Annotated in this window: 17 protein-coding genes; 13 read left to right on the top strand and 4 right to left on the bottom strand. The window is 42.9% G+C overall.

Annotated features, from left to right (window positions below):
* Positions 1–13 precede the first annotated feature (13 nt).
* The 3 genes from yaaA to dnaA all read right to left on the bottom strand — a co-directional run bounded on the left by yaaA (position 14) and on the right by dnaA (position 3,058).
* Positions 14–238 carry a S4 domain-containing protein YaaA gene (gene yaaA / locus JOC27_RS01070; RefSeq protein WP_205005152.1) on the bottom strand — a complete coding sequence of 75 codons (225 nt, stop codon included), beginning with the start codon at positions 236–238 and terminating at the stop codon, positions 14–16.
* Between the two features lie 45 nt (positions 239–283).
* Positions 284–1,465, bottom strand: a complete 1,182-nt coding sequence (gene dnaN / locus JOC27_RS01075; RefSeq protein WP_239529273.1) for a DNA polymerase III subunit beta — start codon at positions 1,463–1,465, stop codon at positions 284–286.
* 171 nt (positions 1,466–1,636) lie between these two features.
* Entirely contained in the window at positions 1,637–3,058 is a 1,422-nt protein-coding gene (gene dnaA, locus JOC27_RS01080) for a chromosomal replication initiator protein DnaA (protein WP_205005153.1), read from the bottom strand.
* 1,118 nt (positions 3,059–4,176) lie between these two features.
* Between dnaA and rpmH the strand changes: the two genes are divergently transcribed.
* The 11 genes from rpmH to JOC27_RS01135 all read left to right on the top strand — a co-directional run bounded on the left by rpmH (position 4,177) and on the right by JOC27_RS01135 (position 13,918).
* Positions 4,177–4,311: a 50S ribosomal protein L34 gene (rpmH, locus tag JOC27_RS01085; protein ID WP_010630846.1), complete on the top strand. Its 135-nt coding sequence runs from the start codon at positions 4,177–4,179 to the stop codon at positions 4,309–4,311.
* 169 nt (positions 4,312–4,480) lie between these two features.
* Positions 4,481–4,822 carry a ribonuclease P protein component gene (gene rnpA / locus JOC27_RS01090; RefSeq protein ID WP_205005154.1) on the top strand — a complete coding sequence of 114 codons (342 nt, stop codon included), beginning with the start codon at positions 4,481–4,483 and terminating at the stop codon, positions 4,820–4,822.
* Between the two features lie 18 nt (positions 4,823–4,840).
* Complete coding sequence (gene yidD / locus JOC27_RS01095) at positions 4,841–5,110, top strand: membrane protein insertion efficiency factor YidD (protein WP_205005155.1); 270 nt, start codon at positions 4,841–4,843, stop codon at positions 5,108–5,110.
* 4 nt (positions 5,111–5,114) lie between these two features.
* Entirely contained in the window at positions 5,115–5,885 is a 771-nt protein-coding gene (gene spoIIIJ, locus JOC27_RS01100; RefSeq protein WP_205005156.1) for a YidC family membrane integrase SpoIIIJ, read from the top strand.
* A complete protein-coding gene (gene jag, locus JOC27_RS01105) occupies positions 5,882–6,520 on the top strand; it encodes an RNA-binding cell elongation regulator Jag/EloR (RefSeq protein WP_205005157.1) in 639 nt (212 codons plus the stop codon). The genes spoIIIJ and jag overlap by 4 nt, the downstream gene beginning before the upstream one ends.
* Before the next feature lie 177 nt (positions 6,521–6,697).
* The gene (mnmE, locus tag JOC27_RS01110; protein WP_205005158.1) at positions 6,698–8,077 is read left to right on the top strand and encodes a tRNA uridine-5-carboxymethylaminomethyl(34) synthesis GTPase MnmE; all 1,380 of its coding nucleotides are present in this window, start codon (positions 6,698–6,700) and stop codon (positions 8,075–8,077) included.
* 34 nt (positions 8,078–8,111) lie between these two features.
* Positions 8,112–10,004, top strand: coding sequence for a tRNA uridine-5-carboxymethylaminomethyl(34) synthesis enzyme MnmG (mnmG, locus tag JOC27_RS01115; RefSeq protein ID WP_205005159.1), 1,893 nt, complete (start codon positions 8,112–8,114; stop codon positions 10,002–10,004).
* A 21-nt stretch (positions 10,005–10,025) separates the two neighbouring features.
* Positions 10,026–10,736, top strand: a complete 711-nt coding sequence (gene rsmG, locus JOC27_RS01120; RefSeq protein ID WP_205005160.1) for a 16S rRNA (guanine(527)-N(7))-methyltransferase RsmG — start codon at positions 10,026–10,028, stop codon at positions 10,734–10,736.
* A gap of 123 nt (positions 10,737–10,859) precedes the next feature.
* On the top strand, positions 10,860–11,717 hold the full coding sequence (gene noc / locus JOC27_RS01125) for a nucleoid occlusion protein (RefSeq protein WP_205005289.1): 858 nt from the start codon (positions 10,860–10,862) through the stop codon (positions 11,715–11,717).
* A gap of 583 nt (positions 11,718–12,300) precedes the next feature.
* On the top strand, positions 12,301–13,062 hold the full coding sequence (locus tag JOC27_RS01130; RefSeq protein ID WP_205005161.1) for a ParA family protein: 762 nt from the start codon (positions 12,301–12,303) through the stop codon (positions 13,060–13,062).
* Entirely contained in the window at positions 13,055–13,918 is an 864-nt protein-coding gene (locus JOC27_RS01135; protein ID WP_205005162.1) for a ParB/RepB/Spo0J family partition protein, read from the top strand. The genes JOC27_RS01130 and JOC27_RS01135 overlap by 8 nt, the downstream gene beginning before the upstream one ends.
* Positions 13,919–13,953: 35 nt before the next feature.
* Here JOC27_RS01135 and yyaC read toward each other — a convergent pair whose 3' ends face one another.
* Positions 13,954–14,550, bottom strand: a complete 597-nt coding sequence (yyaC, locus tag JOC27_RS01140) for a spore protease YyaC (protein WP_205005163.1) — start codon at positions 14,548–14,550, stop codon at positions 13,954–13,956.
* A 609-nt stretch (positions 14,551–15,159) separates the two neighbouring features.
* On the opposite strand from yyaC, the gene JOC27_RS01145 reads away from it, so the two are divergent.
* Positions 15,160–16,542, top strand: coding sequence for a glycine--tRNA ligase (locus tag JOC27_RS01145; RefSeq protein WP_205005164.1), 1,383 nt, complete (start codon positions 15,160–15,162; stop codon positions 16,540–16,542).
* Between the two features lie 33 nt (positions 16,543–16,575).
* Positions 16,576–16,788, top strand: coding sequence for a DUF951 domain-containing protein (locus JOC27_RS01150; protein ID WP_338062751.1), 213 nt, complete (start codon positions 16,576–16,578; stop codon positions 16,786–16,788).
* Positions 16,789–16,850: the final 62 nt, after the last annotated feature.

The raw sequence follows: 16,850 nt of genomic DNA on the forward strand, positions 1-16,850 counted from the left end.
GCAGGGACTCCTCTCATGACCCAATTATAGAAAAGCTGTCTTGGTCATTAATCAGAATTTTATCTCCCACATGCAATTTCCGTCCTCGGCGTGACTCAAGTTCTCCATTAACGAAGATAGTTGCTTCGTTTAAGAAATGTTTGGCCTCGCCCCCGGTTTGAATCAACCCAGCAAACTTTAGAAATTGACCAAGGGTTATGTATGTTTCACCCTGGTTTAATCGAATCTTTTTCTCCATGCTTGGTCCTCTTTTACTCTGAGATTCTGTTTTTCTTCAAATTGATCAAAACGTACGAACAGGCAAAATCAGCATGAGTATGTGTTCATCTCCGATAGGGCGGATGATAATCGGACGCATCGGTCCAACAAAATGGATGCGTACGCTCTGTGCATCGATCCGGCTCAGTGCTTCCATCATAAATTTTGCGCTGAAAGAAATTCGCTGATTCTCGCCTTCAAATTTATCGATTGGAATCGTCTCGAACACACGCCCAAGTTCAAGCGACTGTGAAGATATTTCGGCTTGATCGCCTTCAGTCACCAATTTGACGACATTGTTTTTTTCTTCTTTTGCCAAGAGTGATGCACGTTCAATCGCTCGATACAATTCCTTGGTGCTGATTGTGATTGTTGTTTTGCTTTCGCTTGGAATCAGACGGCTCGTATCCGGGTAGTTTCCGTCAAGCAATCGGGAATAAAACTGAACATGATTCACTTTAAATAGTATCTGATTTTCGGTCATGATCATTTCCACCGTCTCTTCGCCGTCATCATCCAAAATCTTCGAGAATTCAGAAAGACTGGTTCCTGGGATAACTAATTCCTGGTTCGTAGCGGATGGTCCGTGTTCAATCGGAATCGTTCTCTGTGCCAGTCTGTGGCTGTCCGTTGCAATACATGTGAGTGTATTGTCTTGGATGGTCCATTTGACACCGGTCAGAACTGGCCGTGTTTCAGAAACAGAAACTGAGAAAACGGTTTGTTTAATTACATCTTTAAGTAAATCTTTGCGGATAGAACAGCTTTCTTTTTCGGTTATCACTGGAAGATTGGGATATTCTTCAGGATCCATACCGTTTAGATTAAATTCAGATGATCCAGAGCGAATGACTGCGGTCAATCGGTTGTCCGCATTAATAAACACTTCATCATCTGGCAATTTACGGACCAGTTCGGAAAATAAACGAGAGGGCAGAACAATACTACCTGGAATATCAATTATTGCGTTTTCACTGCCTTCCTCTTCTTTAGGGATAAATGATTTGATGGATATATCTGAATTGCTTCCGGTTAAAGTAATTCCTTCATGTGTCGCAGTGAGTTTGATTCCAGTCAGAATCGGAAGCGTGGTTTTGTTGGATACAGATTTCATCACCTGATTGACAGCTTCACTCAATTTGTCTTTCAATACCATAAATTTGAGCACAAGTGTACCTCTTTGATTCATTTCTTGCGTTTCTTGCATGTTCAGGTGCCTCCAGTTGTTATTAATTACTTTAAAAAATAGTAAATACAGTAATAGGGGTCGTGAATATGTGGATAAGTCACTTTTTAACTTCGAACGTAAGATATCCACATGTGAATAACCTGTGTAGCAATTTGAGATAATTCAAGTGCTTATACACAGACCTGTGATTTATTTGGACTTGATGGGTGCCTTTAAACGATCGATCAAACCGTTAATTTTCTGCTGTAGTTCCCGATCCGCCGCGAGCTGTTTCGTTATCTTTTCATGCGCGTGAATAACCGTTGTGTGATCACGACCGCCAAATTCCTCACCGATTTTTGGCAGGGAATAATCAGTCAGTTCTCGTGCAAGGTACATGGCAATTTGACGGGGATAAGCGATTGATTTCGTTCGTTTTTTTGCCGAGAAATCTTCGAGTTTGAGACGATACTCTTCGCCGACTGCGAGCTGAATATCTTGGATCGTGATTGTTTTCGGTCGCGCGGCTGGAATAATATCCTTGAGCGCTTCAGCTGCAAGGTCAACATTAATATCCTCATTGTTAAGCGATGAGAAGGCGATTACCCGGATTAAGGCTCCCTCAAGTTCACGAATATTCGTATCAATCTGATTGGCGATATAGATCATTACTTCGTTTGGAATATCAAGCCCTTCGGCTTTTGCTTTTTTTCGTAAAATGGCGATTCGCGTCTCAAGATCAGGTGGCGTAATATCCGTGATCAAACCCCATTCAAACCTTGATCGTAAACGGTCTTCGAGCGTTGGGATCTCCTTTGGTGGCCGGTCACTCGAAATCACAATCTGTTTGTATTCCTCATGCAGCGCGTTAAAGGTATGAAAAAATTCCTCCTGGGTCGATTCTTTTCCGGCCAAGAATTGTATATCATCAATTAACAACACATCGACACCGCGATATTTATTACGGAATTCAATCGTTTTATTGTCTCGAATTGAGTTAATAAACTCATTTGTAAACTTTTCTGAAGACAGATAAACGACTCGCGCATCTGGATTGTGTTCAATCACGTAATGACCGATGGCATGCATCAAGTGCGTTTTGCCGAGACCGACACCGCCATAAATAAAAAGCGGATTATAGGCTTTCGCCGGCGCTTCCGCTACTGCAAGCGAAGCCGCGTGCGCGAAACGGTTGCCGCTTCCGATGACGAATGTTTCGAACGTATTTTTGGAATTGAGCATGGTATTATTGGTAAATTCGTCAATTCTGCGATTTTGAACCTGTTTATTCCGCCGGTTGTCTAACGCCAGCCCATTCTCATCTCTCATCGAATCCCTCTCTTTTTTCACAGGAACTGCGTTTTTTCCGGATGGAACAGAGCCTTTTGCAGAAATGACAAACTGGATGCTGTATCGTACACCGGTGATATCAAAAAGAATCTCTGAAATTAGTCGAGAATAATGTTCTTCGAGCCAATCCCTTGAAAATTCATTCGGCACACTGATGATCAACGTCTGTCCGTTGATCGATTGTGCGCGCGTTTCCTTGAGCCATGTCTCGAAACTGGGTTTGCTCAGTTTCTTTTTAATCAGTTCCAGCGCCTGAGCCCAAATTTCCTGAAGGTTATTCAACTGCGGCGATCCCCCTTAAATAAGCAATAAAAAAGTAAAAGTATCAAAAAAAAATTGTCTTATTCCTGCCTTCTAGGCGCAGTCGGATTCCCTAAGATTGCTGCCTAAAAGCAGGCAAGAGGGAAAGAGACGACGAACCTCAGCTAAAAAGTAATTGCTGAGCGGAAAGCGGGCACAAGAACCGAGTGACTATTCCGGACAAGTTGGAGATACACACTGAAGTATTTTAAATGGACTTATGCTAGGAGGCATAATTCTGCTTGAATCGGAATATATTTCTATGGTTATGCAGACAAATAATGAAAAACAGAAAAAACAATCAGGCGAAATAAACTATGCCCGATGGCTTTAAATTGTTTCAATAGTATTCTCAATATTATCCACAAGAAAAAACAAATAAGAAGTAGGGTGATTATTGGATATCCACATAAGTTAACATCTTGTGGATAAAATCATACACCCCGGTGAACAGATGTCCACAAAGTTATGCACAAGAAGTGGATAACTTTGTGCTGCCTGCGTGTTTCTTCGAGAATCATGCACACAAATCATATCAAAAAACCCCTGGCAACGCAATGATGGCTAACGTTATCCACAGTGGATAACGTTAGGAACCGTTCAATTGTTAACAGAGGGCGTATTTGTTTAAATCATGTCGATATTTGCTGAATAAAAGAGAAACATGCCGTCAAATTATCCACAATTTGTTCAAACGGGAGTAGGATTAAAAAACACCGAAGTTTTTTTGTGGACAAGAACTTTGAGAAACACGCAAACACTCAGCCTTACACACAAGCGAGTAACCCAAGCGCAATTGTTAAAAAAGGATTTGACTATGCCCAATTTATCTAACTGGGACAATTGAACAGATCTTTGTGGAACGCGAAAGGCTATTCAATTCGTTTGATTATGAATAAAACTGGATACACTTAATACGTTCTTTTCATTGCAGTACAATTTTTGTTGCGTTTGACTTATCCGCCATATCTCCGTATAATTAGTCAGACTGGTTTTCATAATAAAAAAAGAACAAGCGCCAATGTCAGAGCAAGTTTCATCAACACCGATAAATGGAGCGAGCGTTTCTTTGAATATCTTATTTAGGAGGTGGAGGACAATTGAAACGTACTTATCAACCGAATAAACGCAGCAGAAAAAAGGTTCATGGTTTCCGTGCACGGATGGCAACTGCTAACGGCCGCAAGGTATTGGCAAATCGTCGCCGCAAGGGAAGAAAAGTTCTGTCTGCATAAAGCCACTGTATGATTTGCAGTGGTTTTTTTTCAAAAGCAACTGCGGTCAATATTAATACGCATATTTAACACCACTGGACAAGCAAGCCGGGCAAAATAACGTCTGGCTGCTTTGTAACGAAAAAATAAGCTTCCGTTATTTGGATCGGTCCCATTATGGAGGGACAAGATGAAAAAAATCAGGCGATTAAAAAAGAATAAAGACTTTCAAGTCGTATTTAAAGACGGACGATCAATGGCGAATCGCCAGTTTGTTGTTTATGTACTTGCGCAACCAGGTCAAACTTATGCTAGGCTCGGTTTGTCGGTCAGTAAGAAAATGGGTAATGCAGTTATGAGAAATCACATCAAGCGCCTGATCAAAGAAAGTTTCCGTGAATTTGCGGAGAAACTGGAAACCGGCAATGATTATATAATTATCTCTCGTCGTCCGGTGCGAACAATGTCCTATCATGAGGTTCAAGGAAGTTTGAAGCATGTTTTGAAAAAAGCAGGCGTCATGACGGATTAAAGGACGTAAGACAAGATTATGAAACATGTGCTCATTTTCTTCATACGTATTTATCAGAAATTCATTTCTCCGCTGACACCGCCAACGTGTCGTTTTTATCCGACTTGCTCGCAGTATGCGATCGAAGCAATTGCAAGATTTGGTGCGCTACGAGGAGGATGGCTGACGATAAAACGTTTGCTAAAATGCCATCCCTTTCATCCGGGCGGTTTAGATCCGGTACCGGAAAAAAAGGTTGCTACGCTTAAAAAATTTGATAACCATCGTTCGGATCGATCGAGGAGGTAACGTTTTGCGCAAAAGATTGCTTGGCGTAGGGTCCCTTCTATTTCTGACCTTGCTGCTTACGGGCTGTTCCAATGTTAATCAACCGATAACCAAAAATTCAACGGGTTTTTGGAGCCACTATTTTGTGTTGCCGCTGTCTGAGTTTATTACGTTCATTGCCCAACTTTGCGGGAATAGCTATGGACTAGCGATTATTATTACGACGATTATTGTCCGGCTCGTGCTGATGCCATTGATGGCGAAACAAGTGAAGAGTTCTAAAGCCATGCAGGATATGCAGCCAAAGATCAAAGAACTTCAGCAGAAATACAGTTCAAAAGATCAGAAGACCCAGCAGAAACTTCAGGAAGAACAGATGAAGCTCTTCCAGGAAAATAATATCAATCCATTGGCAGGCTGTCTGCCACTTTTGATTCAAATGCCAATTCTCTTTGCCTTTTATCAGGCGATTATGCGTACCGAAGCGATAAAAACGCAGTCATTTCTTTGGTTTCAGCTTGGACATGCCGATCCCTTCTACATTTTACCGGTTGTTGCAGGGCTGACGACTTTCCTGCAACAGAAGATTATGATGGGACGAATGGGAACAAGTGGAAATCCACAAATGGCGATGATGACATATTTCTTCCCAATAATGATTGCAATTCCTGCCTTTTATTTTCCATCCGCACTGGCGCTTTACTGGGTTATCGGTAATATATTTATGATTTTCCAGACTTTCGTTATCTATGAGAAGCGAGATGCGACGAAAGTAGGAGGCGCTAAGGAAAGTTGAGGGAAGTCACAAAATATGGAAAGACGGTTGATGAAGCTGTTTCTTTCGCACTTGATGAGCTGAATGCATCTGCTGATCAGGTGACGATCCATGTGCTTGAGAAGCCGCGCGTCGGCTTTCTCGGTATTGGTTTGAGACGAGCGCTCGTCCATGTGACTTTAAAAAAAACACCTTTTGATTTTGGAATCGAGTATCTTGAAAATGTGATAGAAAAAATGAATGTGAACGCTAATGTTCAGGTGATCGATAGAAACAATCGTCTCTGTCATTGTCTGTTTTCAGGAAGACAAGCGTCAGAATTGATTGGCCGGCATGGGCGTACCATTAATGCGTTGCAGTTACTTGCCAATCAAGTGGTTAATGAGCAGGCGGCGCATCAGATGCATTTGCTTGTTGATGCTGAAAATTTTCGTGAGCAACGGAAAAAGGCATTAATCGCCTTAGCCGGTCGAATGGCTGACCGTGTCGCGCGGTCAGGGCACACTTATCAGTTTCCCCCGATGCCAGCTTTTGAGCGAAAAATGATTCATCGTGTCTTATCGAATCATAGGGGTGTGAAAACTTTCTCATCCGGTAATGATCCCCACCGTTGTGTTGTGATTACAAAGAATAAGGCTGTACAAGCAAATATATGAAGGGAAAGCACGTGCAGGCTGGCGTGCTTTTTCTTGTATCAATTGTTTAATTGGTTGATTTTGCCCTTTTTGCTTTTCTAATCGAATCATGTATGATAAATGCAGTGTGAAAAACGATAAATCGGACGACGGAAGCTATTTCTTTAGCAAAGACATAGGACGGAAGGGGTGATAGAATTGGATTATGATACAATCGCAGCCATTGCAACGCCGCTTGGCGAAGGGGCAATTAGTATTATTCGATTAAGCGGACCCGAAGCCATAGCAACAGCGGATAAATTATTTAAGGGCGCAAAGTCACTGAATGATGTGGCAAGCCATACGATTCATTATGGGAAAATAATTGATCCGGAAAATGGACGGGAAATTGAGGAAGCAATGGTTTCGGTGATGCGGCAACCGAAAACTTTTACACGCGAGGATGTTGTGGAGATTAATTGTCATGGCGGACTTGTGAGTGTTAATCGTGTTCTTGAGAAAGTGCTGCAGCAGGATGTGCGTCTGGCAGAACCCGGTGAATTTACGAAGCGTGCGTTTCTAAATGGCCGTATTGATTTGTCTCAGGCGGAAGCTGTTATGGATTTGATTCGTGCGAAATCAGACAAAGCCATCCAAGCTGCACTTGGCCAAATGGACGGGCATCTCTCACGAAAAGTCCACGAACTGCGTGCGCAATTGCTTGCGATACTTGCCGCTGTTGAAGTAAATATTGATTATCCCGAATATGATGATGCGGAAGTGATGACCAATCGGTTGCTCTGTGAGAAAGGAGCAGTTGTCATTGCTCAATTAAAGAATTTGCTGGCCACGGCGAAACAAGGCAGAATTCTGAGAGACGGGTTGGCCACTGCGATTATCGGTCGGCCGAATGTCGGCAAATCGTCATTGATGAATCAATTGACGCATGAAAACAAGGCAATTGTGACGGATATTCCTGGTACGACACGAGATGTTATCGAAGAGTATGTCACGTTGAATGGAATTCCATTGAAATTAATTGATACGGCAGGTATTAGAGATACAGACGATATCGTGGAAAAAATCGGTGTTTCTCGATCGCGCGCTGCTTTAAAATCGGCTGATTTGGTTTTGTTTTTGCTGAATGCGAGTCAACCACTCGACGACGAGGATCGGCAATTAATGGCAATCATCAGAGATATGCCGGCGATCATCATTGTTAATAAAATTGATTTGCCCGCAAAGTTGTCCTTCGCAGAAGTCGAAGCGCTTGCTGGAGCGCATCCTGTGCTGCGGTTGTCGCTTCTCAATGAAACGGGCATCTCTGCATTGGAAAATAAAATCAGTGAATTATTCTTTGATGAAGGTATTGAAAAGAATGAGGCGGATTACCTGAGCAATCCGAGGCATATCGCGTTGATTCGTAAAGCAGAGAAGGCACTGGTTGAAGCGGTAAACGCTGCAAAGAGCGGATTGCCTGTGGATATGGTGCAGATCGATATCCAGAACGCATGGAATTTGCTCGGCGAAATTGTTGGGGAAACTGTATCGGATCAATTGATTAATGAACTTTTTAGCAAATTTTGTCTCGGAAAATAAAAAGATGAATGTTTTTAATACAGGAGGATGGAACATGAAAGGATACGAGGCCGGTAATTATGATGTCATTGTCGTTGGTGCCGGTCATGCAGGCGTCGAGGCGGGTCTGGCCGCTGCACGATCAGGCGCCAAGACATTAATGCTGACAATTAGTCTTGAAGGCGTAGCCTTTATGCCGTGCAACCCATCTGTTGGTGGTCCGGCAAAAGGCGTTGTTGTCCGTGAGATTGACGCGCTTGGCGGTGAGATGGCACGCAATATTGATAAAACGTATATTCAGATGCGTATGCTCAATACGCGAAAGGGACCTGCTGTTCGGGCGCTTCGCGCTCAGGCAGATAAGCAACTCTATCAACGGGCAATGAAACAGACCATTGAAGAAACGGATAATCTGACGCTGCGACAGGGCATGGTCGAACGGCTAATTGTTGAGGACGGTATCTGTAAAGGCGTTATTGTGACAACAGGTGCAGCGTACCGAGCGAAGGCTGTTGTATTAACAACTGGTGTTTATTTGAAGGGAAAAATAATTATCGGTGAGCTTCAATATGAAAGTGGACCGAATAATATGCAGGCTTCAGTTGCTTTGTCGGAAAATCTGCAGGAATTAGGGTTTGACATTGTTCGTTTTAAAACGGGCACGCCGCCGCGAGTAAACGGACGGACTGTCGATTATTCGAAGACGGAAATACAGCCTGGTGATGAAGAAGATCTGGCTTTTTCCTATGAGACAAAACAATTTGTCAAAGATCAGATCCCATGTTGGCTAACCTACACGAATACGAGAACCCATGAAATTATTCAGGAAAACATTGATCGATCACCGATATATTCGGGGGCTATTGTCGGAACGGGGCCGCGCTATTGTCCTTCGATCGAGACGAAAATTGTTCGTTTTAATGATAAGGACAGGCATCAGCTTTTTCTGGAACCAGAAGGTCGTGAAACAAGAGAAGTCTATGTCGATGGACTGTCGACAAGCATGCCTGAAGAAATTCAGCGACAGATGCTTGAGACAATTCCAGGGCTGGAAAAAGCGGAATTGATGCGGCCGGGTTATGCAATTGAATATGATGCGGTGGTCCCCACACAGCTGTGGCCGACCCTTGAAACAAAAAGGATTAAAGGATTGTTTACGGCCGGCCAGATTAATGGAACTTCCGGTTATGAAGAAGCTGCGGGACAGGGATTGATCGGTGGCATTAATGCTGCGCGTCAAGCATTAGGAAAGGATCCGGTTATTCTGGATCGTTCGCAGGCTTATATTGGCGTGCTGATCGATGATTTGGTGACAAAAGGGACGAAAGAACCTTATCGACTGCTGACATCCCGTGCCGAATATCGATTACTCTTACGTCATGACAATGCAGATTTGCGCCTCACAGAACTCGGACATGAAATTGGCCTGATTTCAGAAGCACGCTATCAGCACTTTGTCGCTAAAAAAGAGCAAATTGAAAATGAGAAACTCCGGCTGCGGACTGAATCGATCAAACCGACAGAAGCAGTCAACACACTTCTATCAGAGAAAAACTCTACACCATTGGCAGAACCAGTTAAAGCTGCCCAATTGCTGAAACGTCCGGAACTTTCTTATCAGGATATTGCCGCGCTTCTTTCTGATTCAGATGAAACAATTTCAATGGCAGTCGGTGAGCAGGTTGAAATTCAAATTAAGTATGAAGGCTATATTGCCAAGCAATTGCAGCAAGTTGAGAAGATGAAGCGGATGGAAAAGAAGAAAATCCCACAGAATCTTGACTATCAATTGATTGACGGCCTGGCAACCGAAGCACGGCAAAAGCTGGAAAAAGTACGGCCGTTGTCGGTAGGGCAGGCGTCACGGGTTTCAGGCGTCAATCCAAGCGATATTGCCATTCTGCTTGTTTATCTCGAACAAGGTAAGCGAACGCGGATCACTGGTTAAATCCATTCGGAGGAAAAATCTATGTCTCTAATCGCACAGCTGCTTGAGGAAAAGGGAATTATTTTGAGTGGCGAACAAGAACAGCAGTTTCAAGACTATTATCAGTTGCTTGTCGAATGGAATAACAAGGTTAATTTAACGGCAATTACAGAAAAAGAAGAAGTTGCGATCAAACATTTTTTTGATTCGCTGACACCTGCTTTTTATCTTCATTTTGCTGGGGGCGAGACGCTCTGTGATGTTGGGTCTGGTGCAGGGTTTCCTGGAATCCCATTAAAAATACTTTTTCCAAAATTGAAATTGATTATTGTCGATTCCTTGAATAAGAGGCTGTTGTTCCTGGAAAAGGTGAGAGAAAAGCTGCAATTGGAAGATGTTTTTCTGTACCACGATCGGGCAGAAACCTTTGCACATCGACAAGATATGCGTGGACAACTTGACTGGGTAACTGCACGTGCTGTAGCCAATCTTTCTGTTCTCAGTGAGTATTGTCTACCACTATTACGTGTCGGCGGAACATTTATCGCTTTGAAGGGCAGTCATGCCAATGAGGAAATAGAAGAAGCATCAGGCGCGTTGCGGCTACTTGGTGGAAGATTACGTCAACAAATTAATATTGAACTTCCGGGAGATTGTGGGAAACGTTCGCTTGTTCTAATAGAAAAGGAAAAGGCGACTCCAAAAAAATATCCGAGAAATCCGGGGTTACCAGCAAAAAAGCCATTACACTAATAGGATATGTTTCACGTGAAACAATAAGCAACGATTTTGAAATTTGTTTAAGTGATTGCAGGAGTTATTGAAGTAATAGAGAATTGTTTAGAGGGGCAGATTGACAAAGGTGGTGTTGTGATGATGAAGCATCCTTTCTCAAAAATATTTAATACATCGAATGAGCCGAATGATTTGGCCGAACAACCAAATGATATTGGAGACAAAGTCCAGGAAATTCCTGTTTCAAAAATAGTTCCCAATCAATATCAGCCGCGCTCCATTTTTAATGAAGAGAAGATTCATGAACTTGCAGCAACGATTAGCGAACATGGGGTCATTCAGCCGATCATTGTTCGCTCGTTTGAGGATAAATATGAGATTATTGCAGGAGAAAGGCGCTGGAGGGCAGTCAATTACCTCGGCTGGGAGAAGATACCAGCAATCATCAAAGTGTTTAGTGATAATCAGACAGCATCGATTGCTTTGATTGAAAATCTGCAACGTGAAGAATTGACCGCAATTGAGGAGGCTATGGCTTATTCTCGCTTAATTGATATACATGGATTAACACAGGAAAGTTTGGCACAGCAACTTGGTAAAGGTCAATCAACGATAGCCAATAAATTGCGCCTATTAAAGCTTCCGCTCTCTGTTCAGAGCGCCATTCTTGAGAAGAAAATTTCAGAACGGCACGCACGTGCACTTATCATTTTAAAGGATGCTGAGAAGCAGGAAAAATTACTTCAGGTAATTATCGAGAAGCAATTAAATGTGAAACAAACTGAACTCCAAGTCAAGGCAATGCTTCAATCTGAAGAAAAGAAAGACAAACAGGAAAAAACAAAGCGTATGTCGCTCAGTAGAGATACACGAATTGCGGTCAATACCATTCGTCAATCGATTCACATGGTTTCGGATACAGGTTTAACGATTAACTCGGATGAAGAAGATTTTGAAGACTATTATCAATTTACGATTCGCATACCCAAGAAGAAATAACGCTAATACGAATAAATCGTGTTCGACAAGCGATTCCGACGTCTTGCGAAATTTTATATAAATCTTTTCCCAGAAAACAGGCTCAACCAGCGAATAAGCAGGCTGAGCCTATATTTTATGGCTTTAGTAGAATACCAGGATTTTTCGCTCGTTTTAAAGAAAATAATGGAATTTGATTCGACTCATAATCAAAGCTATCTCTTTCTGTAGAAAAGATGTATTCAAACACGTAAACGGGTGTGCCATGCGAGAACAACGGGACAGTACGAGACGCCCGCGGGAAGAGCAGGACAAGGGAGACCCCGCAGATTACTGTCTGTCCGAGGAGGCTCCCGGATCGCCCGCGGCAAGCGGGTAACCGAAGCGCATTTAATGCTTAGCACACAGCCAAGCTTTTCTTAAAAGAATCATCAATCAATGAATATCCTGGAGAAATTATGAAAAAAATAAGCTGAATCAAACCAAAAATACCATTATTAAAGATTAACGATAGCAAAAGAAAACATTCTTTCGATAATTACTCAACCTCTCTCCTTTTCATGATAAAATGAAAGATAGCAATTGATTGAGAGTAGGTGTAAATTTGAGTAAGATTTTAGCGGTTGCCAATCAAAAGGGCGGAGTAGGAAAAACGACAACGGCGGTTAATCTGTCCGCCTGCATGGCAACACTTGGCTGTAAGACACTTTTGGTGGATATCGATCCACAAGGTAATGCGACCAGCGGCTCCGGAGTGGACAAAGGCGAGGTTGATGAATGCATCTATGACGTTCTTGTTGAGGAAAAAGATATAAAGGATGTCATTAAACCATCGACAGTGGATAATTTGGATGTTGTTCCGTCGGCAATCCAGTTAGCAGGCGCTGAGATTGAACTGGTATCCACGATATCGCGTGAGGTTCGATTAAAGCGTGCACTTGAGAAAGTGAAGGACATTTACGACTATATTGTCATTGACTGCCCACCCTCTTTGGGGCTGTTGACACTGAACGCATTGACGGCAGCGGATTCGGTAATTATCCCTGTTCAATGTGAGTATTATGCACTGGAAGGCTTGAGCCAGCTGTTAAACACGGTCAGGCTTGTACAAAAGCATCTGAATCACCATTTGGCGATCGAGGGTGTTTTATTGACGATGCTTGATGCCCGAACGAATTTGGGTCTACAGGTCATTCAGGAAGTAAAAAAATATTTTCAGGATCGGGTATTTCGAACAATTATTCCAAGAAATGTTCGCCTGAGCGAAGCACCTAGTCATGGGAAACCAATCATTATCTATGATACGCGTTCAAAGGGCGCTGAGGTGTATTTGGACTTTGCAAAGGAAGTGACGATGCATGAGTAAGGCATTAGGAAAGGGCCTTGATGTATTTTTTCCCTCTGCGTTCGCCAATGAGCTTGACAGTAATGTTGATACGATTGCTCTTACAGAGTTGAGACCGAATCCGTATCAGCCAAGGAAAACTTTCGATGAACAAGGACTTGAAGAACTTGCGCAGTCAATAAAGGAACACGGCATCATCCAGCCATTGATTATACGAAAAAGTATTAAGGGCTACGATATTGTTGCTGGAGAGCGAAGGTTTCGAGCAGCCGCCCGTGCTGGATTGAAAGAAGTTCCGGCAATTGTCAAAGAATTGACCGATCAAGCGATGATGCAAATCGCGCTTATCGAAAATCTGCAGCGTGAAAATCTCAATCCGATTGAAGAAGCCACAGCATATAAGAAGCTAATGAAAGGGCTTGGTCTGACGCAAGAAGAATTGGCGACAAAATTGGGGAAGAGTAGACCACATATTGCTAATTACCTGCGCCTGTTACAATTGGATCGATCCGTTCGTAATCTGTTGGAAGATGGGAAACTAACAATGGGCCACGGGCGTGCACTCGCGGGTATTAAGGATAAGAAAAAGATTCCGCTTATTGTTGATAAAGTTATAAAAGAACAATTGAATGTACGCCAGTTGGAAGCATTGATTCAACAAATTAACCATCATGTTTCACGTGAAACAACAACAAAAACGCAATGGAAAATGCCGATGGAAATGAAGGACATGGTCAGCGGTCTGCAGGACCGATTCGGCACAGATATAAAAATACGTCCGGTAGCCAATGCGGATAAAGGCAAGATTGAATTTAATTATTATTCATCAGATGACCTTTATCGACTGCTTGAGATGCTTAAGGGACACACCAGGTGATTGGTAGCCAGCAACTTAGGTAAGAGGCTGATAACTCAAGAACCATAGCGGATTATCGGTGGTTCAATAACATGTGAAGTGAGCGCGAGCAACAGTGACTGGCTGATGACTTGCGACAGTTTCATAACAATGCCGAGCCGTGTATTTTGAAGGACCGAATATTCCATATAGCCGCTGACATTAACAATTCCAGTGATATTCATATCGCCGACCGGAGTAAGTTTTTTATTGACACCTGCTCCGGGGAGAACCGGACCACTAGCAACACAGATATTACCAACGTTTGATAGTTTCCCCAAACAAGCATCAATAGCTATGATAAAAGGGGAGTCATAGACTGTGTGAATAGTAGTGATTGTTTCCTCGAGATTTACAGCATGAACTGGATTGTCTAATGTCCCATAGACGGCGGCATTGTTTAGGCCATGATCCTGAAGATGCATACCAACAAGCGGTCCCAGCGAATCACCAGTGGAACGATCGGTTCCAATACACACGACCACAATCTGTGCGACCGATGATTTCGGAATTAGTTTGCGGATGGCGGTGGCGATTGATGGGTGATCTTCGGTATTTTGATAGTGAATGGTTGTTTGAAAACGTTTCGTTGCTCCGTCTTCTTTAAGTTTCATAGTCTCCGCTCCTTAAATGAATTCATCAACAGTATACGGAGATCTAACGAAATCTATACCTCTATCAAGGGATATTATTTATCGGGATCTGTTTCAATTTAATATTGTTTTTCCGATAGAAATGCAATGGTGGGCGCCTTGTGGAGAAGGCTTGCTGATGTTTCCACAAGGATGACAATGAACTAAAGTAGATTTAGAAAACAGATCGCGAAAGCGCTTGATCAGAGAAATTTTGAAAAGAGCGTGTGAAAAACTATTTATTTTGAATAAAATGGTCTATACTATAAAAAAGAATTAGTTGAATATACCTTTTGCGACGATGATGGAAACGAGTATTTAAAGAAACTGACGACAAGCGAGTCGGGGACGGTGGGAGCCCGAACGACAGGCTTTAAAGAAGGCATTCCTGAGAAGCGATATAATAAAGCGGACACAGAAATAGTGTGTCAATTAGGGTGGAACCGCGTGAGCAGATACAGCTCTCGTCCCTAGGTGTTATGGCCTAGTGGACGGGAGCTTGTTTTTTTTATAAGTTAGCAGTTTAAAAAAAGATAATGTTCCGTCGTAAATATTTTGTCGGAGCTGAATTCTCCAAAAGGAGCAGAAAAAATGGCAAAAACAATGGATCAGATTGTCAATCTGGCTAAACAAAGGGGCTTTATCTTCCCAGGTTCAGAAATATACGGTGGCCTGGCCAATACATGGGATTACGGTCCTCTTGGCGTTGAATTAAAAAATAATGTTAAGAAGGCCTGGTGGAAGAAATTCGTTCAGGAATCGCCGTATAATGTCGGTCTTGACGCAGCCATTTTAATGAATCCGAAGACATGGGAAGCCTCCGGACACCTGTCGAATTTCAACGATCCAATGATTGACTGTAAAAAATGCCGTTCCCGATTCCGGGCAGACAAACTTATTGAAGCATATATTCCAGCTGAAAAAATTCCAGGTCCTGTGGATGGGCTTGATTTCGCGACAATGGAGAAATTAATTGAAGCTGAAGACGTCAAATGTCCGGATTGCGGCGAACATGATTTTACACCAATCCGTCAGTTTAATCTGATGTTCAAGACATATCAGGGTGTGACTGAGACAGCAAAAGATGAGATCTATCTTCGTCCGGAAACAGCTCAAGGAATTTTCGTTAATTTCAAAAATGTCCAGAGGACGATGCGCAGGAAAATTCCATTCGGTATTGGTCAAGTCGGGAAATCCTTCCGTAACGAGATTACTCCGGGCAACTTTACTTTTCGTACCCGTGAGTTTGAACAATTGGAACTTGAATTTTTCTGCAAACCGGGTGAAGACAAAAAGTGGTTCCAATACTGGCGGAGCTTCGGTTTCGAATGGTTGAAATCGCTCAATGTTCAGGAAAGCAACTTGCGTCTACGCGATCATGAACCGGAGGAATTGCCGCATTATAGTAATGCGACCACGGATATCGAATATCTTTTCCCATTTGGTTGGGGCGAGCTTTCCAGTCTTTCCTCACGAACGGATTATGATTTGCGCCGGCATATGGAAGTATCCGGGCAAGATCTGCAATATATCGACCAGAACAATAATGAACGCTACATTCCGTACGTGATTGAGCCTTCTTTAGGTGCCGATCGTGTCACACTGGCTTTCCTTGCCGATGCCTACGAAGAGCAGACAATCAGTGAAAAAGATACGCGTACGGTGCTGCATTTCCATCCGGCACTTGCCCCATATAAAGCTGCCATTCTTCCACTTTCGAAGAAGCTTGGTGAACAGGCAACAGCGATTTATCAGGAGTTGGCTAAAGAATGGAGTGTGGACTACGACGAAACCGGATCAATTGGCAAACGCTATCGCCGGCAGGATGAAATCGGTACGCCGCTTTGCATTACATTCGACTTTGATTCACTTGAGGATCACCAGGTAACGGTCCGTGATCGGGATACCATGGATCAGGTGCGTCTGCCGATTGAAAAATTGGGTCAGTTTATTAAAGATAAAACACAATTTTAAATCTTTGTTGGCTCAAAGGAGGCAATTCAATTCGTGAACCCTCAGCTTCGCTTTGGTTTAAATGATGTCGTTGAGATGAAGAAGGCGCATCCATGCGGCGCCAATGAATGGAAAGTGATTCGAATGGGCGCCGATATTCGAATAAAATGTCAAAATTGCGGTCATAGTGTGCTGATGCCACGAGCAGAATTTCAAAAGAAAATAAAACGAATTCTCGCACAGGGTCAAGAAGAGATATCCGATTGAAGTGAGTATGAGGTTGCTACGAACAAGTAAATGTAATGAAAGTTGTATGAGTTGGGGAGTTG

The sequence above is a fragment of the Sporolactobacillus spathodeae genome (assembly GCF_016908935.1).
In the GTDB taxonomy this organism is placed as follows: Bacteria; Bacillota; Bacilli; order Bacillales; family Sporolactobacillaceae; genus Sporolactobacillus; species Sporolactobacillus spathodeae.

Coding starts and splice junctions, on each gene's coding strand:
- yaaA (WP_205005152.1), bottom strand. CDS start 238: ATGGAGAAAAAGATTCGATTAAACCAGGGTGAAACATACATAACCCTT.
- dnaN (WP_239529273.1), bottom strand. CDS start 1,465: ATGCAAGAAACGCAAGAAATGAATCAAAGAGGTACACTTGTGCTCAAA.
- rnpA (WP_205005154.1), top strand. CDS start 4,481: ATGAAAAAAATCAGGCGATTAAAAAAGAATAAAGACTTTCAAGTCGTA.
- yidD (WP_205005155.1), top strand. CDS start 4,841: ATGAAACATGTGCTCATTTTCTTCATACGTATTTATCAGAAATTCATT.
- mnmG (WP_205005159.1), top strand. CDS start 8,112: ATGAAAGGATACGAGGCCGGTAATTATGATGTCATTGTCGTTGGTGCC.
- rsmG (WP_205005160.1), top strand. CDS start 10,026: ATGTCTCTAATCGCACAGCTGCTTGAGGAAAAGGGAATTATTTTGAGT.
- noc (WP_205005289.1), top strand. CDS start 10,860: ATGAAGCATCCTTTCTCAAAAATATTTAATACATCGAATGAGCCGAAT.
- JOC27_RS01135 (WP_205005162.1), top strand. CDS start 13,055: ATGAGTAAGGCATTAGGAAAGGGCCTTGATGTATTTTTTCCCTCTGCG.
- yyaC (WP_205005163.1), bottom strand. CDS start 14,550: ATGAAACTTAAAGAAGACGGAGCAACGAAACGTTTTCAAACAACCATT.
- JOC27_RS01145 (WP_205005164.1), top strand. CDS start 15,160: ATGGCAAAAACAATGGATCAGATTGTCAATCTGGCTAAACAAAGGGGC.